This window comes from Streptomyces sp. NPDC058697 (assembly GCF_042715345.1).
Taxonomy (GTDB): Bacteria; Actinomycetota; Actinomycetes; order Streptomycetales; family Streptomycetaceae; genus Streptomyces; species Streptomyces liliifuscus.
This window is the reverse complement of the sequence record NZ_JBHXSU010000007.1, coordinates 112,028-135,809: the sequence shown is the minus strand read 5'-3', so window position 1 is coordinate 135,809 and position 23,782 is coordinate 112,028. Positions and strand designations below refer to the sequence as shown.

Sequence of the window (23,782 nt, the reverse complement as noted above, 5' to 3'; positions counted from 1 at the left end):
CGAACGCCGTACGGGCGAGCGGGCGAGCGGGCCGAATCCCGGGACTCCCGATCGCGTCATTGCCTCAGGTTCGCCCCCACCGCGGCCGCCACGACGCGATCTCGTTCGGCGCGTGTGAACAGCCCGTCGGACAGCCAGGTTTCGGCGAGGGCGCGCACAGCCTCGACGAAGCGGGCGGAGGTCTCGAAGGGTGCCTGTGCCCAGAGCACATCGAGGAAGGCCAGACCGTCGACGCGAGCTCGATTGGGTACGCCCGAGTCCGCCGCCCCGAACACGACCACGGGTTCGGAACGCCTGAAGTAGGCGTGGTACCGGGTGTCGTCCCCGACGAAGAACGGCGCCAGGGTCAGACCGTGCGTGGTGAAGTGCATCGGCCGACCCTCGGGGCGGATCGCGTCGGCGAGGTCGCCCCGGAGTCTGAAGTCCTTGTAGAAGGCGAACACGCGGAAAGCCTGTTCCTGGCTCTGGGCGACCAGTAGCACCGGGCCGTGGAACACCGACTGGACGGTGGGGTCGTCCAGGGCTCTCTCGATGCGCAGACGGTACGGGGCGGAGACGCCGACCCGGTCACCGCGCCGCCAGTCTCTGCTCAGCGTGAGGTAGCTGCCGGGTTCGGCGACGACCCGCTTCCGCACGCCGTTGACCGTGACGGTGAAACCTCCCGTGGCCCAGGACGGCACCCTCAGTTTCAGGTCGAGCGGGCCGCCGCCCTCACGGAACGTCAGGGTGCGTACGCCCTCGGCCGGGTAGTCGCTCGTCTGCTCGATGACGAGGCCCCGCTCCGGCCACCGCAGCGTCGAGGCCAGATACAGGTTGACGTACAGCGCGCTGCCGTCGGCGGAGCGGAAGTACACCGAGTCCTGGTACTTGGTGTGGTTCTCCATTCCGGTGCCGCCACAGCAGGTACCCGTGTTGTCGTACTCGCGCACGACCCCCGGCCCCATTCCCACGAAGTAGGTGACGAGAGGGCTGGTCGTGCTGCGGGCGTCCCGGCGGGAGGCCAGGATGTGGTTGGTCAGGCCCCGCTCGTAGTAGTCCATGTAGGCGGGGTCCGGCTCGTGGAAGAACAACTGCCGGCTCAGTTTCAGCATGTTGTACGTCGCGCAGGTCTCGGCGTTCTTGCCGTCCAGCGTGGCCGCGATGGCGTTCCGGGCCCGGAACATCTCACCCTGGCCCGTACCACCCAGGCTGTATGTCCGGGGGCCCGCGACCATGCCCCAGAAGTTGCGGGCCGCGGCGGCGTACTTCTCCTCTCCCGTGTGGTCGAACAGCCGTAGATAGCCGGTGAATTGTGGGATGTGCTGGTTGGCGTGCCGGCCGTCGAGGAGGTCGCGGTCCTCGGCGCAGGCGTCCAGCAGAGAGGTGTTGTCGAAGCAGCGGGCTGCGACGAGGTGCTCCGCCCTGCCGGTGAGGGCGTACAGGTCCGTCATGACCTCGTTCATGCCGCCGTACTCGCCCGCGATGTAGATAGACCACATGCGCTCCAGCTGGGCCTTCGGCAGGCGCCCGAGCCGGCTGTGCACCCAGTCGCCCATCTTCGAGACGATCTCCAGGGCCTCGGCGTTGCCGGCCAGCGTGTGCGCGTCGAGGAGCCCACGCATGATCTTGTGACAGGTGTAGTACGGCGCCCAGATGGTGGGGTATGTCGTGTAGCTCTCCAGCAGGATGAACTGCGTCTCCGGGTACGCCGCCAGATAGCCGGGATGGCTCGGTCTCGGCGAGCCGCTCCGTGCCAGGGCCTCCTGGCATTCGCCGAGCGCGCCGACCAGATAGTCGAGCTTGGTCTTGAGGGCCGACTCCCGTGTGTCGGCGTACGCCTGGGCGACGAGGGTGAGGAAGTGGCCGCCGTAGTGGCCGCGCAGGTTGCCGTCGGAGGTCTCCCAGCCGCCGGGCGGCCGGGCCCCGCGGGTGTCGAGTCCGGCGTTGGCCCGGAAGACGGCCAGGATGCGGTCGGCCGGGTAGGTCCTGGCGTATTCGAGCATCAGGTCGCGCTTCTGCCGGAACACCCCATTGCCGAGGGCTACTTGATCCAGCGCGAAGGGGATGACGGACCAGGTCGACGGGGTGGGCACCGGAGCAACGGTAGCGGCCCGGGCGGCGATCGCGGGCGGGGTCGCATCCGCGGCGACATGCGCAAAGTTGGCCTCGTGCGTCAGCGGGGCGGCGGCGGCCGTCGCGGCTGCGAGCGTCAACAAGCGGCGGCGGGTGGGGGGTTGGGAGGGCATGCTCGGACTCCGGTCGTCGGTCGTCGGTCGTCGGTTGTCGGTTGTCGGTAGGGATGGGGCGACGGCGGGGACGGCGGCCGCTCGGTCACAGCGGGCGATCACGGCGGGGCGGTCCTGCTTCTCGGGGACCTCCGGTTGCGAGGCTCGACCCGGTCGCGAGGCTCAGTTCGGTTCTACGGATCGGTCCGATTCCACGGCACGGTGCGGTTCCAGGGCTCGGTCCGATTCCACGGTGGGCAGCCAGACGCGCATCGTCGAGGGGCCTCGGCCGGCCCAGGAGTGATAGGGCACCAGGACGATCCCCGTACGGTCGGCGTTCGCCGCGAGGGGGCGATCGAGTGGCTCGTACGGCCAGGCCGTGTCGGTCGCATCGGCGTGCGCGACGAGTTCACCGGCGACCACGACGGTGCGGCCCGCGTCATTCGGTCCGCCAGGTCCGCCCGGTCCGTCCGTCGGCTGGGCGGACGGGTCCACCCGTATCGCGTCGACCTCGCGTCCGTCCGGCAGGTCCACTGACTCGGCGCAGTACACCAGCGGCCCGCGCTCGACGGCCGCCGTGCCGCGTATCGCGTCGATGCGCGGATCGGCGCGGGTCCAGCGCGGGGCCACGGGCAGTTCGAGCCGGATCTCGTCACCCGGCCGGAAGACCCGGGTGACCTCGGCCGTGCCCGGGACGACGGATCGGCGTGACCCGTCCGGGGCGACCAGCCAGGTGGTGGCGCCCGCCGTCCACGCGGGGACGCGCAGCGACAGGGTCCAGGGCCGGTCCGAGGACCTGCTGATCCGTACGGTCACCTGCCCGCCGGACGGGTAGTCGGTACGGACCCGCAGTGCGACGCCGTGGCCACCTGCGAGGGTGGTGGTGATCTCCGAGTCGGCGTACTGGTGCAGCTGCACGCCATGGTCGTCCGCAGTCGCCAGATACCCGGGCAGTTGGGCCAGGATCCGCGCCACATTGGTCGGGCAGCAGGACACCGCGAACCAGGGTGCGCGCAGGCTCGACTCGGCGCGCGGGCTGTCGGTGTCCGTGGAGGGTGAGGTGCCCCGACGGCGCCGGTGCAGGGTGTTGGCGTAGAAGAAGGCCCTGCCGTCGTCGGACGGGGAGGTCGCGATCACGTTGAACAGCGTCCGCTCGGCCAGGTCCGCGAAGCGCGGTTCGCCGGTGGCGAGCAGCAGCCGCCAGCTGAGCATCACGGAGGCGACTCCGGCGCAGGTCTCCGAGTAGGCGCGGTCGGGCGGCAGCACGAAGTCGTCGCCGAAGGCCTCGTCGCGGTGGTGCGATCCCATGCCGCCGGTCAGATAGGTCCGCCGGGCGATCGTTGCCTCCCACTGCCGTACGACGGCCGCGAGCAGGGCTTCGTCCCCGGTCTCCACCGCCACGTCGACGGCGCCCGCCGCGAGGTAGAGGGCACGGACGGCGTGTCCGCGCAGCACTGTGGCGTCCAGTACGGGCATGTCGTCCTGGTAATAGGCGCGGCCGAACTCGGGATCGGCGAGGGTGCCGTGTCCGCGGCGGTCGACGAAGAGCGCGGCCTGGTCGAGGTAGCGCTGTTCCCCCGTCAGTCTGGCCAGCTCCACCAGGGCCATCTCGATCTCCGGGTGACCACAGACGCGCTCGATGCCGCCCCGGCCGAAGGTCGCGCACACGTGGTCGGCGGCGCGCCGGGCGATCTTCGCCAGCTCTCCCTCGCCCCGGGCGCGGGTCTGGGCCACGCCCGCCTGGACGAGGTAGCCGTAGCAGTACAGCTCGTGGCCCCATTCGAGGTCGCTGTAGCGGGGCTCCTGACCGGGGGCGCCGAATGCGGTGTTGAGGTAGCCGTCCGGTTCCTGGGCCGGTGCGATGACGTCGGTGAGCGCGGCGACCTCCGCGTCCAGCGAGGCGCCCGTGCCCTGCCCGGCGGCCTGCCAGGTCATGGCTTCGAGCAGCTTGTAGACGTCGGCGTCGGTGAACTCGCGGCCCCGCCGGTCCCGGTGGATCCGGCCCTCGGTGACGGCCCGGAAGTTGCCGGTCCAGCCGACGCGTTCCATCCAGTCGCGGCAGTGTCCGAGTGTGGCGGTCGCGTTGATGTGGCGGCGTCGGGCCCAGAAACCTCCGGTGATCCTGACCTCGTCGAGACCGAGTGGCCGCAGCCTGCCCCGGGTTGGCGCCACCGGCAGGACGGATGACTGTGCCGTTTTCTCCCTCACCAGTTCATGCCTTCGGTTCGTCCTTCCGGTTGTCCGTTCGGTTGTCCGTTCGGTTGTCCGTTCGGGTCAGGTCGGATCTGCTCAGGTCTGTACGGGTCGGTCGTACGGCGCTTCAGGGCACCTCAAGGCACCTCAGCCCTTGAGCGCGCCGGACATGAAGCCGCGTATGTAGTGCCGTTGCAGGAGCAGGAAGAGGAGCAGGCACGGCACGGCGAGGACCACCACTCCGGCCTCGGTGGCGCCGTAGTCGACGGCGCCCATGCTCTGCTGCCGCAGGTTCGCGACGGCCAGTGGCAGCGGCGCCTTCTCGCTGTCGGAGATGAGGATCAGCGGTGCGATGAAGTCGTTCCAGGCCGCGAGGAACGCGAAGAGCCCCACGGTGATCAGCCCCGGCCGCACCGCCGGCAGGAGGACGCGGCGCAGCGCACCGGCCGTGCCGCAGCCGTCGACGAGCGCCGACTCCTCCAGTTCGCGCGGCACCGCCTCGAACGAGATCCGCATCATGAAGGTGGCGAACGGCAGCTGGAACATGGCCAGTACGAGGCTCAGCCCGATCAGGGAGTTCTGCAGGTGGAGCCTGCCGAGCAGCACGTACAGGGGGATGAGGAGGGTGGCGTACGGGACCATGAGGATGGCCAGGGTGAGCAGGAACAGCAGGTTCTTGCCCGGGAAGTCGAAGCGGGCGAATGCGTAGCCGCCCAGCAGCGACACCCCGAGGGTCAGAGCGACGGTGAGCGCCGACACGACGGTGCTGTTGAGGAGATAGCGCCACAGGCCGGCGTCGTAGTCGAGCAGCGTCCGGTAGTTGCCGAGGCCGTACCCGGATTCCTGCGCGGTGCCCGGCTGTCCGCTGACCGAGGCCCAGGCGTTCCACACCAGCGGGAACAGGAAGATGACGGCCAGACCTCCGGCGACGACGTAGTAGGGCGTCCGGCCGAGGCCGCGGGTGAGCACGGTGGTGCCCCCTCTCATGAGGCTCATGAGGCTCATGAGCCGGTTGTCATGACTCGTCGGCGCGGCGCAGACCGCGGAACTGGAGGACGTTGAGCAGGAGCAGCACGGCCAGCACGATGATCGAGAGAGCGGCGGCGGTACCGAGGTTCAGGCGCTGGAAGGCCTCGCGGTAGATCAACTGGACGACGGTGACGGTGCTGTTGTCCGGTCCGCCCTTGGTCAGGATGAAGAACTGGTCGAAGGCGAGCAGCGACCCGGTCACGCAGAGCAGCAGGCACAGGGCGAGGGACGGGCGCAGCAGCGGCAGGGTGATGGAGCGGAAGATCTGGCCGCGGCTCGCACCGTCCATCCGGGCCGCCTCGTACACCTCGTGGGGGATGCGCTGGAGGCCCACCAGGAGGATCAGCATGTAGAAGCCCGCGAACTTCCAGACGATGAGGAACACCGTGGAGAGCAGCGCGGAGGTCGAGGTCCCGAGGAAGGACACCGGGTCGTCGACGAGATCGAGGCTTTCCAGGATGCTGCCGAGCGGGCCGGTGGTCGGGCTGTAGAGGCCCCAGAAGAGCAACGACGCGGAGGCGAGTCCCAGGGCGCTGGGCAGGAAGTAGACCGTGCGGAAGAATCCCGCGCCGGGGCGGAACTCCTGCACCAGCAGGGCCAGGAGGAGCGCCAGCGCGAGGAGTACGACCGTGACGATCACGGTGTAGAGGAGGGTGAAGCGGACCGCCGGCCAGAACAGGGTGCTGTCGGCGGCGTCGGTGTAGTTCTCGGGTGCGTTGACGCCCCGGTCTCCCGCGAGCAGCGGCCAGTCGCTCAGTGACATCTGTCCGACGAGCAGCAGCGGCAGCACGAAGAAGACCGTGACGAACACTGCCGTTGGGGCCGCGTAGGCGAGGCCCTGGGCCTTGCGGGACGTCCACCGGCGTGCGGGGGTGCGCCGGGAGTGGGTCCGGCCCATCGGCGGGCTCCGGTGCATGGGGGCCGTGCGGTCGGCCGCCTTCACCTGCATGACTCTCCTCTGCCTGGCACTGCCGTGTGACGTGGGAGTGGGGTGGGAGTGGGGTGGGGCCAGCCCGGGGCGAGGCCCAGGACCCCTTGCCCGTGAGCTGCGGGTGGGTGGGGGCTGGTCGCGCGGTTCCCCGCGCCCCTGAGGGGCACGGGTGTCCGTTCAGTCGGACAGGGAAGCGCTGACCGCCTCGTTGTCCTTGTCGATCTTTGACCCGTCGCCGAAGACCGCGTTGCGCATCAGCGTCAGCCAGGGGCCGTTGGGGTCGTTGAAGGTCTGGCCGAACTTCAGCGCGTACGGGGTGTGGCCGTCGGTCACGAGTTCGTTGATCGTCACGAGGCGTGGGTCCGCGTCGGAGTACTTGTTGGACGCGAGGTCGGTGCGGGCCACCACGTCCTTGTTGGCGGCGACGACGTCGACCTGTGCTTTGTCGCCCAGGGACCAGGCGAGGAAGTTCCAGGCCTGGTCGGCCGACTTGCTGGTGGCGGAGATTCCGATGGCGTCACCGCCGACGAAGGTGGACTTGCCTCCGTCGGGCCCGGGGATGGGCGCGACACCGAGGTCGAGGTCCTTGGGCATCAGGCCGAGGGTGGTCGACGGCATCGGCATGACGCCGACCTTGCCCTTCGGGAAGACGCCGGTCCAGGTCGTGCCCGTCTCGTCGCGCGCGCCGGGGGCCACGATGTCGTCGTCCACCCATCCGCGGTAGGTGTCGTAGACCTTCTTCGCGGTGTCGGAGGAGAGCTCGGCCTCGGTTCCCTCCTTGTTCAGCACCTCGTCGCCCGCGGCCCAGATGGAGGGCCACCAGGTGAAGACGCCGCAGCCGCCGCAGTTGCCGCCGAAGAAGGTGCCGTTGACGCCCTCGCCCAGAGCATCCACGGCTCGTGCCTGCTGGTCCCACTCGCTCAGACTGGTGGGCGGCTTCTCGGGGTCGAGCCTGGCCTGCTTGTAGAGCTCCTTGTTGTAGAAGAGCACCGACAGGTCGAGGGTGTGCGGCACGACGTACTTCTTGTCCTCGTACGTACCGGCCTTGATGTGCGACTGCGCCAGCTTGTCGGCGAAGGGCAGGGCGTCGACGCGTCCGGTGATGTCGGCGAAGAGGCCGCTGGAGGTGTAGTTCGGGACGAACACCACGTCGGAGGCGAAGAGGTCGGGCAGGTCCTTGGACCCGGCGGCGGCACCGACCTTGGCCTGGTAGTCGTCTGTGGGGATGACGGTCAGTTCGATCTCGTTCTTGTGGCTCGCGTTGTACGCCTTGACCAGGGCCTCGCTCTGCGGCCGGGTCGCCGCGCGCGTCCACATCGTCAGCTTGGCACCGTCGTCGGTGCCCGTGGCGTCCGCCGCCCCGCCCGCTCCCCCGCTGCCGCCGCCCGAGTCGCCCTCCCCCGATCCGCATGCGGTGACCAGGCTCGCGGCGGCGAGCAGTGCGACGGCACCGGTGACGAGGCGGCGTGTGTGTCCAAGCGGTCCGGCCGTGCTCCCCATGGTCGATCCCCCTCGTGTGCGGCGGGCCCAGGGCGGGCCGGCCGGTCGGGACGATGGATGTGGTGGCACTGAACTCTGCGAAGAACTCTGCGAAGGAAACAGAACCGAAAAGGTTTTCTGCGACGCTAGGACTCGACTGACCACTCGTCAATCCCCTTGCGGGCAATGGCTGATGGGGATTCCTCGAAGTCCGGCGAAGCACCGGCACCGAAACAGTTTCGCGTACTGTTTTCCGGGCGCCGTGCACCCTCGACAGCGTCGGCACGTGACGCGTGAGTCGCGAGACAGGAGCAACCCCCATGGCACAGGCCACCGGCCCCTCTCGTTCGCAGCCCGCCACGCTCAGCGACGTCGCCCGGCTGGCGGGCGTGTCCATAGCCACCGCGTCCAAGGCCCTCAACGGCCGCAGCCAGGTGCGTGCGGAGACGAGACAGCGGGTGATCGAGGCGGCCGAGCGGTTGTCGTTCCGGCCCAACCAGGTGGCCCGTGGTCTGCTGGCCGGGCGGACGGGCACCGTCGGTCTGCTCACCAGCGACCTGGAGGGCCGGTTCAGCATCCCGATCCTCATGGGCGCCGAGGACGCGTTCGGCGCGGGCGAGGTCGCCGTGTTCCTCTGCGACGCCCGTGGTGACACGATCCGCGAACAGCACCATGTCCGCGCGCTGCTCGACCGCAGGGTCGACGGCCTCATCGTGGTCGGCAGCCGTACCGACCCCCGTCCGTCACTGGGACGCGAACTGCCCGTCCCCGTCGTGTACGCGTACGCGCCGTCCGAGGATCCGGCGGATCCGTCCATCGTTCCCGACAGCGTGGGCGCCGGCCGGATCGCGGTGGAGCATCTGCTCGCCTGCGGTCGTACGCGGATCGCGCACATCACCGGCGATCCCGGCTACCTCGCCTCCCAGGAGCGGTCCGAGGGGGCCCTGGCCGCACTCGCCGACGCCGGCCTCACCCTGGTCGGCGAACCGCGGTTCGGGGTGTGGTCGGAGGGCTGGGGCCGGGCGGCCACCGCGATGCTGCTCGACCGGCACCCGGACGTGGACGCCGTCCTGTGCGGAAGCGATCAGATCGCGCGCGGTGTCATGGACGTACTGCGCGAACGCGGCCACCGTGTGCCGGAGGACGTGGCGGTCATGGGCTTCGACAACTGGCAGGTGCTGACGTCCGCCTCCCGGCCGCCCCTGACGAGCGTCGACATGAACCTGGAGCAGGTGGGCCGCGCGGCCGCGCACGCCCTGTTCACCGCGATCGCCGGGGCGCGGCGCTCTGGGGTCGAGACCCTGCCCTGCCGGGTGGTGATCAGGGGGTCGACGGCGCCCCTGGCCTGAGCGGGGAAGTAGCCGGCCCGCGGCGGCCGGGCCGACGCCTCGGCGGCTCGGCGGCTCGGTGACTCGGTGACTCGGTGGCCCAGCGACTCAGCCCGGCACCGCCAAGAAGTAGCGGAGCTTCTCCTTCGCTCGTGCGCCGAGGCGGTCGTAGAAGCGGATCGCGCCCTCGTTCCACGCGGGGGTCTGCCACTGCACCTCGACCAGACCCAGCTCCCGCGCCTCGGCCACCACGGCGTCCATCAGCGCGGCGCCGAGGCCGAGGCCCCGGTTGCCGTCGCGAAGGAAGAGGCAGTCCATGGTGAGGTACTCGCGGCCCTCCCAGGTGGAGAGTTCGGGCGCGCAGGTGGCGTATCCGACGACCTCGCCGTCGGGCAACTCCGCCACGAGGCATCTCAACCGCGGTGCCGGCGTGCCGAAGAGGAGGACCCCGAGCCGTTCGGCGAGGTCGGGGACGGGCGGTGCGGACTTCTCGTACGAGGCGTGCTCCGCGGCCAGTTCGGCGACACGCGGCAGGTCGGCGGGGCGTGCGTGCCTCACACGTGGAGCGCCCGTCATCGGACGTCTCCTGCCGTGGTGTCCGCACTCCACGCGGCCAGCCGGTCTGCTACGGGGCCTCTGCCGTCGAGGACTTGCCGCGTGAACGCGTCGCGCTCATGGGCCAGGACGGCGGCTTCCCAGACGCAGGGTGCGAGGCCGACCCGCCCCGGCCGCAGCAGTTCGGGCTTCCCGGCCGGACCGGAGAAGACAGCCAGGTCGGACATGTATCCCTCGATCCAGTTGCAGACGAGGACATAGTCCCCGTCGCCTCCCGCGTGCACGAGCAGGACGGCGAGCCCCAGCGACCCCCGGGCGCGCCCGAGCGCCAGATGCGCTCCGGCGATCCGCAGCGCCGCCGCCTCGTCCCGCTCCGTCACGACGCGCCCCGGCGCCTCGATCGCGTACACCTTCACCAGATGCCCACTGGCCTCGCGGATGCCCAACGCCCGTGTCCCGCGCGCGTGGTATCCGTCGGCCAGCGCGAGCAGCGCTTCCGCGTCGACCGCCGCCGGCAGTTCCTCACGATCACTCATCCGGCCATGATGCAGGGGGCGGGCCTCGTCCGTCTCCATCACGCGGACACCGGGTCCGCCAACGCCGTCAGCGTCCGCTCCCCCGCCGGGTCGCCCGCCGTGGCGGGGACCACGGCGATCTCGTCCAGGCCGGCGGCGGCGTACGCGTCGATACGGGTGCGGACGGTCGGGGCGTCTCCCACCAGGGCGAGTGTGTTAGCGGCCTCAGGTGGGAGGGCTGCGAGGAGGGTGTCCGTGGTCGCGTCGGAACGGGCGAGGTCGACCGCCTCGCCGAAGCCGGCCGCGGTGAACACGTCGCTGTATCCCGGGACGGTCAGATAGCCGACGATGCTCCGCAGGATCTGGCGGAAGGACTCGGGTTCGGGGTCGACGGCCACGGGCAGCCAGGCGGCCAGCCTGGGCGGTGTCCGGCCGGCGACCTCCGCGGCCGCGGTCAACTTGGCTCGTAGGGTGCGGACTTGCTCCGGGGAGACGACGTCGAGCAGCATGCGGTCGGCGTGGGCGGCGGCCACGGCGATCGCGCGGTCCCCGAACGCCGCCACGGTGAGCGGGCCTCCGGGCGGCCGCTGACGTCGGCGGAAAGTGCTCCCGGGCACGATCGCTTCGCCGGGCTCCCCGTGCATGAGACCGCGTACCGCCTCGGCGGACTGTGCCAGTGCGGCGGCGGGCCGGGTGCGGGGGCGGCCGTGGACGCCTTCGACCACCCGCTTGCTGGACGTCCCGAGCGCCACCCCGACCGTGCGGCCGATCACCGCGGCGGCGGACGCCGCGCCCCTGGCGATCGTCAGCGGGTCCCGTACGGAGACGGGGACCGGTCCGACGGTCAGCGTGACACGCTCCGTGGCGAGCCCGATCGCCGTGGCGAGTACGAACGCGTCCCAGGTGGGCCCCTCACCGGCCCACACCTCGCGGTACCCGAGCCGGTCGGCCACCGCGGCCACCCGCAACGGCTCGTCGACCGGGCTGTCGTCCTCTCGTGCCGCGGCAACCACGCTTATGTCCATACACAGCACGGTAGTTGCTGCCTGCCGCTCGACAGCCCCGACAGGATCTTCGGACGAGGGCGTTGTTACCGTGCACCGATGGCACACTCTTCACGCGACACCGCCGAGGGCGCCGGCTGGGGCACCGCGGAACGCGGCGACTACAAGCAGCTGATGCCGCACCGGAGCGCGAAGCTCTCCTGGCTCAACCCGAAGACGCTCTGGCCCGCCCGCAACGGCGTACTGGCCTCCTGGTTCGGCGATCCCACCGGCCGGACCCGCAGCCGCTGGGTGGAGCAGCGGACAGTCGCGGGGGCACCCGCCGACAAGGTGGTTCGTCGTGACGATCCGGACCACTTCTCCTTCATGGTCATCGGGGACACGGGAGAGGGCGACGACCCCCAATACGCCGTCGTCCCCGGCTTTCTGAAGGTCAGTCAGGACACCCGGTTCGCCGTGCTCGCCAGTGATGTGGTCTATCCGGTCGGCGCCGCCGACGACTACGGCACGAAGTTCCATCGCCCGTACAAGGACTACCAGGCACCCATCTACGCGATACCCGGCAACCACGACTGGTACGAGGATCTCCAGGGCTTCATGCGGGTCTTCTGCGAGGCCCCGCCTCTCGCGCCGGAAGCCACGCCCCGCCCGCTGACGCCCGCCTGGCTGCGGTCGCGGCTGTGGCACAAGCCGCGTGCCATCGACGAACAACGCCTCGCCGAGGCACGGCAGTTGCGCTCGGCGCCCGCCCAGCAGGCCGTCCAGCCCGGCCCGTACTGGGCCGTCGACGCCGGGCCGGTGCGCATCATAGGCATCGACACCGGTCTGCTGGGGACCGTCGACGCCGAGCAGGGCCGCTGGCTGCGTGAGGTGTCCAAGGGTGACATGCCGAAGATCCTCATCACTGGCTCCCCCTTGTACGTGGACGCCGAGCCCCACCCCTGCCAGATCGACGGCGGCGGAACCGTCGACGACATCGTGCGCGACCCGGACCATCACTACGTGGCCGCGATAGGCGGTGACATCCACAACTACCAGCGCTATCCGGTGACGGTGGACGGCCGCACCATCCAGTACGTGGTCGCCGGAGGCGGCGGAGCCTTCATGCACGCCACCCACACCGTCCCGCGTGTCTCAGTCGCCGGTGTCACCGAGGACGACTTCCGCTGCTACCCGCTGCGCGGCGACTCGCTCGCCTTCTACAGCAGGCTCTACGGACGCCGGCTGCGCATGCGGCGCTTCTTCACTCTCACCGAGGGCGAAGCCACCGCTGTCATCGCGAAGCGGCTGGGCATCCGCCCGACCCGCGCCCAGGTCTCGCCCGCCCGCGTCACCCTGCGTACCCGCCTGGTCGCGAGCCTGCTCGGCGCCGGCGGCCGTCCGGACCGTACCTCCCGCTTCCGCCTCCCCGTGCGCAAGGCGTACACGCAGCTGCTGTCCCCGGGCTCGGCGACGTACAGTCCGCCGTTCTTCAAGTGCTTCCTGCGCCTGGACGTCACTCCGGACTCGGTCCGGTTGCGCTGTTTCTCGGCGACGGGCAACCGGCAGCAGGAACTCGACCCGCCGGTCGAGGACGAGGTGACCATCCCCCTGTAGGGGCTTCCGTCCCCCGAATGGCGGAGCCGGGCGGACGGGCAGACGATGGAGACGAGGGGTTCGGCCAGGTCGTCGCGAGGCGGTGACCGACCTCCCGCCAATGCTGGGCAAGGCCAGATGGGAAGGAGCCGTCATGATCGAGGTCAAGGCGGTCGAAAAGCCGGACGAGCGGCGCGATTTCCCTCGTGGCCACCTCGAAGCGGTCCACCTCACCGGGCTCGACTTCGCCGTGGCGACGTTCGAACCGGGCTGGCGCTGGTCCGAGTCCGTGGCTCCGATCGCGGGCACCGAGAGCTGCCAGGTCCATCACAACGGTTACGTCGTCGAGGGCCGTATGCGGATTCGTATGGACGACGGCGGGGAGGCCGAGGTCGGCCCCGGCGACGTCTTCGTCTGCCCTCCCGGTCACGACGCCTGGGTCGTGGGGGACGTACCCGCGGTGCTGTACGACTTCGCCGGAGGCATGGCAACGGAGTACGCGAAGGCCAAGGAGGGCTGATCCGACGGGTCGGCGGGTGCCCTGCGCACTCATAGAGACCAACCGGCCCGAGGTCACGCACGGAATCCCCGACCCGAGACGGTCGGACGCCTGCTCGGACCCGAGACGGCCCGAGACGGTGAGAGGCCTTCTCAAATCACTTCCGCACATCATCTTCGCCTCGGCCCGGGGCCATTCAGGGCCCCCGCGTCTATTCTGAGGACGCATGGACGGGGCTGCGGGCAGAGGTGCGACCGGTGAACTGCCGGAATCCAGCGAGCCGTTCTTCATCGCGCCGCAGCAATCGGTGATCCTGCGGGCCGCGCGCGTCGAGCTGCCGGAGGAGAGTCCCGACCCCGTCCTGCTGCCCTCGATCACGCTGCTGGAGCGCGCCGCTTCCCGCGGGAGCGACCCGGAGGGACTTCCGCTGCCGCCTCCGCACATGCTCGCGGGGCAGTACCGGATGATCCGCCCCCTCGGCTACGGCGGCATGGGCGAGGTGTATCTCGCGCTCGACACCAAGGTCGACAACCGCGAGGTGGCGATCAAGGTGCTGCGCGGCGAGCAGGCGGCAGCCGCGGCGGAGGCCCTGGCCCAGGAACGGCGGGCGCTGGTCGACCTCAGCCACGACGACATCATCCGTGTCTACAACTACGGGCACCATCCCGAGATCGGGGACTTCCTCGTCCTCCAGTACGTGGACGGGCTCACCCTGGAGGAGGTGCGGGCGCGGGCGCAGGTGAACCCGGGGGAATTCGGCGACGGCCGCTTCCACGAGTTCGTACTCGCCTACGGGATAAGGCTCCTGGCCGCGCTCGGGTATCTGCACGGCGACTGGCCCGGCAAGGTCTACGGCGACCTCAAACCGGACAACGTCATGCACGACGGCACCACCACGAAAATCATCGACGTGGGAAGCGTGCGCATGGCCGGTCTGCCCGGCCACACCACAGAGGGATACCGCGCCCCGACCGCCGGCCGCAGCGGTGAATCCACCGGCCAGGACGACCTGTTCAGCCTGGGCGAGACCCTGCGGCGGCTGAGCGGCCTCGGCGGATCGCTGGACGATCTGGCGGAAGTCGGCCATCTGGACATGATCGGCGGGCTGGGCTCACCGGGCGGCGAGCCCGAAACCCCGCAGACGCGTCCGATGACGGCGCCCGCTCCCGTGGGGCTCGGTCTGGTGTCGCTCGCCCGGGTGCTGCACCGCGCGACCCGGAGCGAGCGGGCCGAGCGGTTCGCGACCGCACGGGAGATGGAGGAGCAACTGCGGGGAGTCTTCCGGGAGTTACGGTCGCTGCGGACCGGCCTGGAGACCTTCGAACCGTCGCCGCTCTTCCTCCAGTCGTCGTACGCGCTGGACGCGGCACTCGGATCCGCGCCGCCCCTCGCCCGGTGGGCCACGCCGAACGCTCCCGCCCCGTACGCGCCGCCGTCGCCCTCCGAGGCCGCGCAGCGGCTGCCCGTACCGCGGCCCGACCGGCACGACTACCACCACGCGCAGTTGAGCAGGCTGGCCGATGCCGCGCCGGAGGCGCTGCTGCAGCACACCGGGGACTGGCGCGACTCGCCGGAGGTGCATCTGCTGCGCTGCCGGCTGCGGTTGCGCGGTGCCGGGGGCGGGACGGCGGCCGCCGAGAGCGAACTGCGGTCCGCCGAGACGCTGATAGGAACCGAGCGCGCTCCGCACGATTGGCGGCTCGACTGGCATCGCGGGCTGCTCGCACTCGGCCGGGACCAAGTGGCCGCGGCCAGGCGGCACTTCGACGAGGTGTTCGCGGCGATCCCGGGCGAGTACGCGCCGAAACTCGCGCTCGGCTACTGCGCCGAGCGGCTCGGCCGGTGGCAGGAGGCGCTGACGTTCTACGAGGCCGTACGACTGCGCAATCCGTCCCTGGGCAGTGCGGCGTTCGGCGCGGTAAGGGCGCGCCTGGCGCTGGGTGGTGAGCGGGCGTGGGACGACGCGGTGCGGGCCCTGGACGTGGTGCCGCAGCATTCGCGGCACCGAACTGCCGCGCGTACGGCGGCCGTTCGCGTCGGTGTTGAGCACGTGCGGATCGCCGAGCGTTCCGACGAGGTGACCGAGCGGCTCCGCGAGGTGCTGGAGCGGCTGGCCCGGCTCTTCCACGCGCACGGGCTGACGGACGAGCAGGCCCGGGTCCGTATGACGACGGAGGTCTGGGAGGCCGTGCAGGGCGCGCTCGCCCGGGGTGCCGTCGACGCGGCGGGACTGGCCGCGCTGGCGGCGGGCGCCGACGAACGGCTCGGCCTCCCGTCCGACGGGCCCGGTCTGCGCAAGGCCCTCTCCCGCCTCTATCTCACCCTCGCCCACCAGGCCGCCCGTTCCGCCTCGCCAGAGGACGCGGCCGTCGCCGAAACGCTGCTGGACCGTGCCTACGAGGTCCGTCCGCTCGCCTTCCGACACCACAGGGACAGCCCATGGCTCGGAAAGAGAGTCACGACCTGGCTCCGGACGATCGCGCGTACGCCGACACCACCACCCCCACCGGCACCGCCCTCGGCGTCGGTACCGGGCAAGAACACCCGAACGGCTCACGAGTGAGTGAAGCCGCGCGCCCACAGCCCGCGGAGGACGATGCCGCGCCGCCCGCACGGGTCCCGCGTGCGCCTGCACGGGTCCCGCGTGCCGCGCGCGCGGCACGTCTCGTCGCGGCCGAACTCGCCCGCCGGGTCTGGCTCTACGTGTGGCCGTCGGCGACCGGCCGTCGAAACCGCGCCTACCTGCGGGAGCGGCTCGTCGCGCTGCCGCTGCTCGCCGTGGTGGCGTTCGGGACGCTCGGGTGGGCCTACTCGGGTGTGCGGGACGACTCCGCGTATGTACGGGACCGGCTGGCGCCCGCGCTGGTCGGTCTCGCGAACGCCAAGGCGTCGCTGTTCATCGCGCAGGGCGAGGCCGAGGAGAACCTCGCCGAAGGACGGGCCGCCGAGCTCAGCGGGCTCAGCGAGCGGTACCGGACGCGGGTGGCGCGGGCCACCCAGAGCCTCAACCAGGTCACGCGCAGCGGAGCCCTGACGGTGGCCGAGGAACAGGAACTGCGCGTGGTGTCCGCGCTGGTGGTGGACTACACGGGCTGGATAGGCCGGGCGCAGAACCACGTGGCCGACCCCGTGCTGCGGGACGCGGAGCTCACGTACGCGCGGAGCATGCTCTGTTCGACGCCGGTCGCGGTCGCGGACCGTCAGGACCGCTATCCGCCGTGCAGCCCCACGGTGGGTTCCGCCGCGACCTCGATCGTGGACCGGGTCGCCGGGCTCGAACGGCAGTTGCGGGAGCGGCTCGCGGACCGGGCCGCCTGGAGCGGGACCGTGCTCGTCGCCGCCGTGGTCTGCGGTCTCGCCCTCGTGCTGCTCGCCGCCGGGCTCTGGCGCACGGTGTCGTTCCTGCGGCGCCGTTTCCGGATCCGGCTCAGCGTTCCGCTGGCGGTCGCCGCCCTGCCGCTGCTCGCCGTGCCGCTCCTTACGACCGACGCGCTGCTCGCGCGGCACGCGCAGAAGGAGGCCGTCCCGGTGGCGGACACGCTCGCGAAACGGACCTCGCCCCGGACGGAGACGATCGCGGAGGAGCGCCCGTTCGACGGCCCGGACCCGCGGGCCATCGAGGTGCTGGAGGCGCGGATCGACGACGGGCTGTCGGACGGGCGGCTCGCCTTCCTGGACGGGGTCGCGCCCTTCGTGTTCCCCGCGGGCCTGGTCTGCGCGGTCGTCGCCGGCGGTGCTCTGCACTCGTACCGGCGCGAGTATCTCGTGGTCGCCCGCCCGGGAGCCGTGTCATGAGCCGACTCGCGAACCGAGGCGCGAACCGAGGCGCGAACCGACCTCTGAACCGTGCCGTCGGCCGTGTCCTGCGCGTCCTCCTCGCGGTCTGTCTGCTCACGCTCGTCCCCGGCTGCACGTCGGACACCCCCGACCCGCTCGTCGTGCTGGGCCCGTGGACCGGCGAGGAGGGCAAGGCCTTCGAGGCGGCGCTGAACCGGCTCGACGACGGGACCGGCAGGACGTACACGTACGAAGGCACCCGCTCGCTGCGCGAGACGCTCGTCTCGCAGCTGGAGGCGGATGCCCCGCCGGACGTGGCGATCCTCAACAGCATCGGCGAACTCACCGAGTACGCGCGCCGCGACGAGCTGAAGCCCCTGGTCGAGGAGACCGCCGAGCGCGCGTATCCGCCGTGGGCGCCGACGCTGCTGGTGGACGGCCGGCGCCGTACGTACTGGGTGCCGCTGAAGGTCGACCTGAAGAGCCTGGTGTGGAGCAAGGAGGGCACGTCCAGCGACGATCCCGCATGGTGTGTCGGGCTCGCCTCGCAGGCCACCTCGGGCTGGCCGGGCACCGACTGGATCGAGGACATCCTGCTCCACCAGGCGGGCCCGGCGGTCTACGAGGAGTGGGCCACCAGCAGGCTCAGCTGGCTCGATCCTGCGGTCCGGCAGGCCTGGACGACCTGGGCGGAGCTGCTCGGCGACCGCTCGCCGGAGTCGATCGAGCGGTCCCTGACCACGTCGTACGAGGGAGTGCCCGGACCTGGCGGGCCCCGCGGCCTGCTGGACTCCCCCGGCTTCGACTGCACGTACGAGCATCAGAGCGCCTTCATCCGGTACCTGTACGCGAGCGAGGACGTCCGGGTGGAGCCGTCGGCGCGGTTCCTGGGCGGGCGGGCCGAGTTCCGCGACGCGTACGAGGTCGCGGGCGACATGGCCGCCGTCTTCAGCGACGACCCGGCGGCCCAGGAGCTGGTGGAGCGGCTGTCGAGCCCGGCCGGGCGCAAGCGCTGGCAGTCGGAGGCGGACCCGGGAGTGCGTCCGTTGTTCCCGAACACGGCCGGTCTGCCGCCCGCGGTGCCCGCGAACCCCGTCGAGCAGGAGATCGACGACCTGCTCAACTCACGCGCCCGTACGCTCTGTTTCGACGCGTCGGACGTGATGCCGCCGGAGCTCAGGGATGCCTTCCACCGCGCGGTCCTGGAGTTCTTCCGGGATCCCTCGAAGCAGCATCTCGACTCGCTGCTGCGGCAGTTGGAGACCGTACGCGTCCAGGTGGACGAGGAGTCCGCCGACGGCCGCTCGTTCCGGCCGCCCGAGGTCATCTGCGCGAGCTCCGGCGGGTGAGCCGACCGAGTCTGTCCGGACGGGCTCACCCACCGGCGCTCGCACGGGGCGCGGTGACGCGACGGCCCCGTGGACCGTGTCCCGAGGTTCAGGCGCCGGCACCTGCCGCGATGTCCTGTGCCGCGATGTAGCCGAAGGTCATCGCCGGTCCGATCGTCGAGCCCGCGCCGGCATAGCTGTGGCCCATGACCGCCGCGCTGGCGTTTCCGGCGGCGTACAGGCCGGGGATGACGGATCCGTCCGGGCGCAGTACGCGGGCCCGGGCGTCGGTGCGCAGACCGCCCTTGGTGCCCAGATCACCCGGGACGATCTTGAAGGCGTAGTAGGGGGCCAGCCACAGAGGTGCCAGGCAGGAGTTCGGGAGGATCGCGGGGTCGGTGTAGTAGTGGTCGTAGACGCTGTCGCCGCGGTGGAAGTCGGTGTCCGTGCCGTTGCGGGCCAGGCCGTTGAAGCGGTTGACCGTGGCCCGCAGGGCGGCCGCGGGCACACCGATCCGTGCGGCGAGGGCGTCGAGCGTCCAGGCCTTGTGGGCGGCGCCGGACTCGTACCAGGCGTCGGGGAACGTGAACGTCGGTGCGATGTCCCGGAAGAGGTAGCGATTGCGGTAGTTCTGGTCGACGATCAGCCAGGCCGGAATGTCGGGGTCGGTCTCGTTGCGTTCGTACATGGTGTGCACGACATCGCTGTACGGGGCCGCCTCGTTGACGAACCGGGCTCCGGCGGCGTTGACGAGGAGCCCGCCGGGCAGGGTGCGTTCGGCGAGGCAGAAGTAGGGCTCGTCGGGCAGCGGGATCGCAGGCCCCCACCAGGCGTCGTCCATCAGGTCGAGCGCGGCACCGGCCCGGCGGCCCGCCTGGATTCCGTCGCCGGTGTTCTCCTTGGCACCGACGGTCCACTCGGTGCCGATGGGCTGTTGCTGGTACTGGGCACGCATGGCCGCGTTGTGCTCGAAGCCACCGGAGCCGACGATCACTCCGCGCCGGGCCCTGATGAGGCCCGGGGTGCCGTTCCTCGTGACGACCGCTCCAGCGGTGGTTCCGTTCTCCGTGTACAGGTCGGTGAGCGGGGTGTTCAGCCAGACCGGCACCTGTGCCGTCAGCAGTCCCGCGCGCAGACCGGCTGCCAGCGACTGGCCCATGGTGAGGGGCTTCTGGCCGAGGAGGGCCGCCCTGGTACCGCGGGCCAGGCATTCGGTGGCGACGGCGGCGCCCTTCACGCTGACCGCGGAGAGCGCGAGCCACTTGTAGTCGGCGCTGAAGACGACCATGCCGCTGGGGACCGTCAGGTACGGCGGGTTCAGCCGGGCGAGTTCGGCGCCGAGGATGTTCCCGTCGAGCTGGGCGGGCTCGATGGAACGGCCGTTGGACAGTCCGCCGGGCAGCTCGGGGTAGTAGTCGCTGTACCCCTCCATCCAGCGGAAGCGCAGCGGGCTGTTGGCCATGACGAAGGAGAGCATGGCCGGGCCCTTGCCGAGGAAGGCCTGTTGGCGCGCGGCGGAGACGTCGGGGCCGACGACCGCCGCGAGGTAGGCGGCGGCCTTCGCCGGGGTGTCGGGGACACCGGCGGCGAGGATCACCGAATTGTTGGGGATCCAGATGCCCGCGCCGGAGCGGGCGGCCGAACCGCCGAAGGTGGCCGCCTTCTCCACGACGACGCAGCTCAGTCCTTGTTTCGCGGCGGTCAGTGCGGCGGTCATCCCGGCGGCTCCGGACCCGATGACTACGACGTCGTACGTGCCGAGCAGGGGCAGTTCGGCCGCGTCGGCGGCACTCGGGAGGCCGGCCGCAAGGGCGAGCCCGCCCGCCGTCGCGGCACCGAGCACCCGCCGCCGCGACGGGCCGGGCTGTAAGGGCCCGGACGGTGAAGGGGCTTCGGTACGTCTCGCAGGATCCGCGGTTGTCGACATGGCAGCACTCCAACAGGGCGAAGGAAGACGACGACGTGCTGTGCCCCGGGAGGCAACTGGCCTGTGGGGTCCCGGTTCTGATGCGGAGTCAGGAATCTGGCGCGGGGGTCTTGTGAAGTCAAGAGGCACGCCGGTCCCGAGGCCGGCCCGGTCGCTGACGGGCCGCTTCGGCGGGGGCTCGCATCCTGACAGATGACAGGGACCGGCAGGCGGGTGGAGTCCGTACGTTCGCGGGAGACCACCGAGACCAGGGGGAGGGCGTGCCGTGACCAACAGTGTCCGCAGAATCCGAAGAACCGAGAGGGCAGGGTCCGGAAGAACGGGGTCCGGAAGAACGGGGTGGGGCGAGCGGTCATGGGGTCGGCGGGTACGCCTGCTCGTGGCCGCGCTCGTGACGGTGGTGAGCCTCGGCCTGCCGGCCGTCTCGGCCACTCCGGCGGCCGCCGCCCCGGGGTGCGCACCGCTCCAGTCCGGTGCGAGTGCGGCGGCAGAGGCGGCCGTCGAGGTCGCGTGCCGGTACGTCGGCAAGCAGTACGCCTGGGGTGGCGGTCACGCACAGGGCGTGCCCGGTCCGAGCCAGGGCCAGGTCGACCGTACGGACCCGGCGTCATACGCGGACCCGGAGCTGTGGAGCTTCGACTGCATCGGTCTGGTGCGCTGGGCCTGGTACAAGGCGACCGGCCGGGACCTCATCACCGAGCGCACGACGCAGGCGACCTTCGCGGCGCCCGGGTACGCGCACACGAAGTTCCTGAAATCGCAGGGGTCGGGCGTCCTGCTCCCCGGCGACATCATGTACTTCGGCCCCACGGGCTTCGGCCCGACGCACGTCGCGATCTATCTCGGCAACGGCAAGATGGTCGAGGCACCGCAGTCGGGCGCGCAGATCCAGGTCAACAACATCAGCGCCCGCTGGGAGCGCTACCAGGGCGCGTTCCGGCCGCACGCCGACGTCACGCCGATGGTCTGGTCCTGGGACGGCCGCGGCTCGTACCACAAGACCTGGGGCCAGCCCAATCTGCGGCAGGACTCGAACACGAGCAGCCGCATCAACTTCACCAACGGCAACGGCATCTCCGTACAGACTCGGGTGCTGTGCCAGCGGGTGGGCGAGCGGGCCACGGTCGACGGCATGGTGAACAACGTCTGGTCGTTCCTGCCGGACTACCACAGCTGGATCAGCAACCTGTTCGTACAGGGGCCTGCCGTGCTCAGGGATGTGCCGTCCTGCGGTGACTTCCCGGAGATCGGCGGCACACTGGCCGGCGCGGAGAACAACACGTCCTGCGGCGACGGTACGGAGCCCAACTCCACGGGCGCCTGGACCGCCAAGTCGACCACCGTCTTCGGCCGCACCGTGGAGCTGCGCTACAACGGCACCACCCAGTGTGCCTGGGGTCGCATCATCGGCGGCGCGCCCGGCGACGAGATCTGGGTCGACCGCAGTGCCGACGGGGGCGCGACCTGGTCCCCGATGCTCGGCTTCACCACCATCACCTCGGGCAACGACGCGTACACCACCCAGTGGAACGACGCCGGCCTCGTCATGCGAGCCTGCGGCACCAACGGCCCGGGCGGTGCGATCGCGTGCACCGGCTGGTTCTGACCCACTGCGCTGCCCCGCCGTTCTGACTCACCGTTCTGACCCACCGACAGACAGGCCGGCCGGCTCCGGGAGTGGCCCCTTCCACTCCTGGAACCGGCCGGCCGCTCCGCGCGGGCGGCCGGCGATAGGACGCGTACCACTCCCCGGGTGCTTCGGGTCGGGCATGCGCGATCATGGTCGGAATGGACACTCGTTTTCTTGGCATCGCCGATGTGGTCGAAACCCCGTCCGTGGCGGTTGTGGTCGACGTCATGCGTGCGTACACCGTGGCTGCCTGGGCCTTTGCCCGGGGCGCGGAAAAGATCGTTCTTGCCGAGTCGTTGGACGAAGCCCTGGCGCTCAAGGCCCGTCACCCGGACTGGTTGGCTCTCAAGGACGGTCCGCCCGCGCCCGGGTTCGACATGGTCAACTCCCCTGGCCTGCTGCGGTCGATCGACCTTGGCGGACGGACCGTTGTGCAGAAGACCACGGCAGGGACGGTCGGCGCCCTGGCCGTGAAGGAGGCGCAACTGGTGCTGTGCGCCGGCTTCGTGGTGGCGGAGGCAACGGCTCGGCTCTTGCGTGCGCGCGGGGGTGACAGTGTCACGTTCGTGGTCACCGGCGAGGACGGGCAGGCCGATGAAGATCTGGCGTGTGCTCAGTACATCGCCCGGAGGGCCACCGAGCCCGGGACGGATGCTGCGCAGTTCATCCGCCGTGCCGCCGAGTCACGCGCCGCCGCCGAACTGACGGAGGGGGTGCGCCGAGGAGCCCACCCCGACGACGTCGCGCTCTGTCTTGAGCTCGACCGGTTCCCCTTCGCCATGGTGGCGACCTTGGAAGACTCACTCATGGTCCTGCGTGGGCGGGCGGTCCCGGCCGTGGGGTAGCGCATCGGTCAGCCGTCGTCGTCACGCTCATCGACCGGGCCGAGGAACTCCCCGGCGCCGTAGTTCAGGCTGCGCGCGGTTCTCACCAGCGGCGCCAACGGGTCTCTGCGAGGAAGCCGGAAGCCGGGGAGTCTGAAGCGGCGAAGGAGACTTCGGCGGCAGGTTCGCGCCAGCAGGGCCGGCCAGGAGACTGCGGCCATCGCGACGACGCTCACACCCACACATAAGGACCGAACTCGCGTCCGAGGTTCGGGTGTTCTACGGACAAACGCCACGGCGCGCCACCCCTTCCACTGGATAGATATATCTACGAATATGACTCTGGGCATCGCCTCGGGAATTTCACACGGAGCCGCGCCCGCGGAGGGGGTATCACTGTCCGCTCACACGGACCAGCGGTCGAAGAGGAGAGACATGAGAAGCGCTCCCCACCAACAAGCCGTGGAGTGGCTCGCAGCAGCCGCGGTGGACCCCCGGGCCTGCAAGCGCGAATGGGAGCACGGGGCGAGCGGCGCCGCGCTGCTGCCGGCAGGCCGGTTCTGGGACGTCCTCAGCGTGCCGGAGGAGATCGGCCTGTTCGCCCTGGACGCCCTCCTGCGCCTCCCGCTGCCGATGCCCGGCCCCACGCTCGCCGATTTCGGCGCCCACCGGGTCGGGTTCTTCCTCCCCCCGGACCCGGAGAGCTACTGGGTGGGGCAGGACATCCGCTACTCCGGGAAGGGCTCCTGGATCGCGGTGCCCTCGCCCCGCCGGACGAGCGGCACGCTGCGCTGGCTGGTTCCGCCGGACGGCCAGGGCGCCCTGCATCTCCCGACCGCCCTGGAAGTGGCGCTCCATCAGGCCGCCGAGATGCTCTCCGCCCTGGTGAACGGGGAACGGTCACGCCCCGTCGGCAACGCGGTGCGTCCCGGGCCGGGCCGCGATCGACTCGGCTGAGACAACAGGGACGGCAGGAGCGGCCGA

Annotated in this window: 18 protein-coding genes; 9 read left to right on the top strand and 9 right to left on the bottom strand. The window is 70.9% G+C overall.

The window, feature by feature from the left end:
- Positions 1-56: 56 nt before the first annotated feature.
- The 5 genes from ACFWXQ_RS18895 to ACFWXQ_RS18875 all read right to left on the bottom strand — a co-directional run bounded on the left by ACFWXQ_RS18895 (position 57) and on the right by ACFWXQ_RS18875 (position 7,857).
- Complete coding sequence (locus ACFWXQ_RS18895) at positions 57-2,225, bottom strand: beta-L-arabinofuranosidase domain-containing protein (RefSeq protein WP_383946751.1); 2,169 nt, start codon at positions 2,223-2,225, stop codon at positions 57-59.
- 162 nt (positions 2,226-2,387) lie between these two features.
- Positions 2,388-4,382, bottom strand: a complete 1,995-nt coding sequence (locus tag ACFWXQ_RS18890; protein ID WP_383946783.1) for a glycoside hydrolase family 127 protein — start codon at positions 4,380-4,382, stop codon at positions 2,388-2,390.
- Positions 4,383-4,544: 162 nt separating this feature from the next.
- Positions 4,545-5,366, bottom strand: a complete 822-nt coding sequence (locus ACFWXQ_RS18885; RefSeq protein WP_383946780.1) for a carbohydrate ABC transporter permease — start codon at positions 5,364-5,366, stop codon at positions 4,545-4,547.
- A gap of 46 nt (positions 5,367-5,412) precedes the next feature.
- Positions 5,413-6,375, bottom strand: a complete 963-nt coding sequence (locus ACFWXQ_RS18880; RefSeq protein WP_383946749.1) for a carbohydrate ABC transporter permease — start codon at positions 6,373-6,375, stop codon at positions 5,413-5,415.
- A 159-nt stretch (positions 6,376-6,534) separates the two neighbouring features.
- Positions 6,535-7,857, bottom strand: a complete 1,323-nt coding sequence (locus tag ACFWXQ_RS18875; RefSeq protein WP_383946746.1) for an ABC transporter substrate-binding protein — start codon at positions 7,855-7,857, stop codon at positions 6,535-6,537.
- Positions 7,858-8,156: 299 nt separating this feature from the next.
- Here ACFWXQ_RS18875 and ACFWXQ_RS18870 point away from each other — a divergent pair, with 299 nt between their 5' ends.
- Positions 8,157-9,185, top strand: a complete 1,029-nt coding sequence (locus tag ACFWXQ_RS18870) for a LacI family DNA-binding transcriptional regulator (protein ID WP_383946743.1) — start codon at positions 8,157-8,159, stop codon at positions 9,183-9,185.
- Between the two features lie 87 nt (positions 9,186-9,272).
- Here ACFWXQ_RS18870 and ACFWXQ_RS18865 read toward each other — a convergent pair whose 3' ends face one another.
- From ACFWXQ_RS18865 to ACFWXQ_RS18855, 3 genes are read right to left on the bottom strand one after another with little or no spacing between them, the layout of a single operon-like run.
- Positions 9,273-9,740 carry a GNAT family N-acetyltransferase gene (locus ACFWXQ_RS18865; protein ID WP_383946739.1) on the bottom strand — a complete coding sequence of 156 codons (468 nt, stop codon included), beginning with the start codon at positions 9,738-9,740 and terminating at the stop codon, positions 9,273-9,275.
- A complete protein-coding gene (locus ACFWXQ_RS18860; protein WP_383946736.1) occupies positions 9,737-10,255 on the bottom strand; it encodes a hypothetical protein in 519 nt (172 codons plus the stop codon). Before ACFWXQ_RS18860 ends, ACFWXQ_RS18865 begins: the two co-directional genes overlap by 4 nt.
- 38 nt (positions 10,256-10,293) lie before the next feature.
- On the bottom strand, positions 10,294-11,259 hold the full coding sequence (locus ACFWXQ_RS18855; RefSeq protein WP_383946733.1) for an LLM class F420-dependent oxidoreductase: 966 nt from the start codon (positions 11,257-11,259) through the stop codon (positions 10,294-10,296).
- A gap of 78 nt (positions 11,260-11,337) precedes the next feature.
- On the opposite strand from ACFWXQ_RS18855, the gene ACFWXQ_RS18850 reads away from it, so the two are divergent.
- The 5 genes from ACFWXQ_RS18850 to ACFWXQ_RS18830 all read left to right on the top strand — a co-directional run bounded on the left by ACFWXQ_RS18850 (position 11,338) and on the right by ACFWXQ_RS18830 (position 18,438).
- On the top strand, positions 11,338-12,834 hold the full coding sequence (locus tag ACFWXQ_RS18850) for a metallophosphoesterase family protein (protein ID WP_383946730.1): 1,497 nt from the start codon (positions 11,338-11,340) through the stop codon (positions 12,832-12,834).
- Positions 12,835-12,967: 133 nt separating this feature from the next.
- Complete coding sequence (locus tag ACFWXQ_RS18845; protein ID WP_383946727.1) at positions 12,968-13,333, top strand: cupin domain-containing protein; 366 nt, start codon at positions 12,968-12,970, stop codon at positions 13,331-13,333.
- Between the two features lie 205 nt (positions 13,334-13,538).
- Positions 13,539-15,875: a tetratricopeptide repeat protein gene (locus ACFWXQ_RS18840; RefSeq protein WP_383946724.1), complete on the top strand. Its 2,337-nt coding sequence runs from the start codon at positions 13,539-13,541 to the stop codon at positions 15,873-15,875.
- Complete coding sequence (locus ACFWXQ_RS18835; protein ID WP_383946721.1) at positions 15,872-17,107, top strand: hypothetical protein; 1,236 nt, start codon at positions 15,872-15,874, stop codon at positions 17,105-17,107. Before ACFWXQ_RS18840 ends, ACFWXQ_RS18835 begins: the two co-directional genes overlap by 4 nt.
- Positions 17,104-18,438 carry an alpha-glucoside ABC transporter substrate-binding protein gene (locus tag ACFWXQ_RS18830; protein ID WP_386268627.1) on the top strand — a complete coding sequence of 445 codons (1,335 nt, stop codon included), beginning with the start codon at positions 17,104-17,106 and terminating at the stop codon, positions 18,436-18,438. The genes ACFWXQ_RS18835 and ACFWXQ_RS18830 overlap by 4 nt, the downstream gene beginning before the upstream one ends.
- An 88-nt stretch (positions 18,439-18,526) precedes the next feature.
- On the opposite strand, the gene kstD is transcribed toward ACFWXQ_RS18830, so the two are convergent.
- A complete protein-coding gene (gene kstD, locus ACFWXQ_RS18825) occupies positions 18,527-20,344 on the bottom strand; it encodes a 3-oxosteroid 1-dehydrogenase (RefSeq protein WP_383953272.1) in 1,818 nt (605 codons plus the stop codon).
- 379 nt (positions 20,345-20,723) lie between these two features.
- Between kstD and ACFWXQ_RS18820 the strand changes: the two genes are divergently transcribed.
- From ACFWXQ_RS18820 to ACFWXQ_RS18810, 3 genes are all read left to right on the top strand, one after another.
- The gene (locus ACFWXQ_RS18820; protein ID WP_383953270.1) at positions 20,724-21,950 is read left to right on the top strand and encodes an NlpC/P60 family protein; all 1,227 of its coding nucleotides are present in this window, start codon (positions 20,724-20,726) and stop codon (positions 21,948-21,950) included.
- Between the two features lie 182 nt (positions 21,951-22,132).
- Complete coding sequence (locus ACFWXQ_RS18815; protein ID WP_383953268.1) at positions 22,133-22,819, top strand: 2-phosphosulfolactate phosphatase; 687 nt, start codon at positions 22,133-22,135, stop codon at positions 22,817-22,819.
- A gap of 414 nt (positions 22,820-23,233) precedes the next feature.
- A complete protein-coding gene (locus ACFWXQ_RS18810) occupies positions 23,234-23,755 on the top strand; it encodes a hypothetical protein (protein WP_383953266.1) in 522 nt (173 codons plus the stop codon).
- Positions 23,756-23,782 lie beyond the last annotated feature (27 nt).

Coding starts and splice junctions, on each gene's coding strand:
- ACFWXQ_RS18850 (WP_383946730.1), top strand. CDS start 11,338: ATGGCACACTCTTCACGCGACACCGCCGAGGGCGCCGGCTGGGGCACC.
- ACFWXQ_RS18840 (WP_383946724.1), top strand. CDS start 13,539: ATGGACGGGGCTGCGGGCAGAGGTGCGACCGGTGAACTGCCGGAATCC.
- ACFWXQ_RS18810 (WP_383953266.1), top strand. CDS start 23,234: ATGAGAAGCGCTCCCCACCAACAAGCCGTGGAGTGGCTCGCAGCAGCC.
- kstD (WP_383953272.1), bottom strand. CDS start 20,344: ATGTCGACAACCGCGGATCCTGCGAGACGTACCGAAGCCCCTTCACCG.
- ACFWXQ_RS18895 (WP_383946751.1), bottom strand. CDS start 2,225: ATGCCCTCCCAACCCCCCACCCGCCGCCGCTTGTTGACGCTCGCAGCC.
- ACFWXQ_RS18870 (WP_383946743.1), top strand. CDS start 8,157: ATGGCACAGGCCACCGGCCCCTCTCGTTCGCAGCCCGCCACGCTCAGC.
- ACFWXQ_RS18815 (WP_383953268.1), top strand. CDS start 22,133: ATGGACACTCGTTTTCTTGGCATCGCCGATGTGGTCGAAACCCCGTCC.
- ACFWXQ_RS18830 (WP_386268627.1), top strand. CDS start 17,104: ATGAGCCGACTCGCGAACCGAGGCGCGAACCGAGGCGCGAACCGACCT.
- ACFWXQ_RS18845 (WP_383946727.1), top strand. CDS start 12,968: ATGATCGAGGTCAAGGCGGTCGAAAAGCCGGACGAGCGGCGCGATTTC.
- ACFWXQ_RS18860 (WP_383946736.1), bottom strand. CDS start 10,255: ATGAGTGATCGTGAGGAACTGCCGGCGGCGGTCGACGCGGAAGCGCTG.
- ACFWXQ_RS18865 (WP_383946739.1), bottom strand. CDS start 9,740: ATGACGGGCGCTCCACGTGTGAGGCACGCACGCCCCGCCGACCTGCCG.
- ACFWXQ_RS18875 (WP_383946746.1), bottom strand. CDS start 7,857: ATGGGGAGCACGGCCGGACCGCTTGGACACACACGCCGCCTCGTCACC.
- ACFWXQ_RS18855 (WP_383946733.1), bottom strand. CDS start 11,259: ATGGACATAAGCGTGGTTGCCGCGGCACGAGAGGACGACAGCCCGGTC.
- ACFWXQ_RS18880 (WP_383946749.1), bottom strand. CDS start 6,375: ATGCAGGTGAAGGCGGCCGACCGCACGGCCCCCATGCACCGGAGCCCG.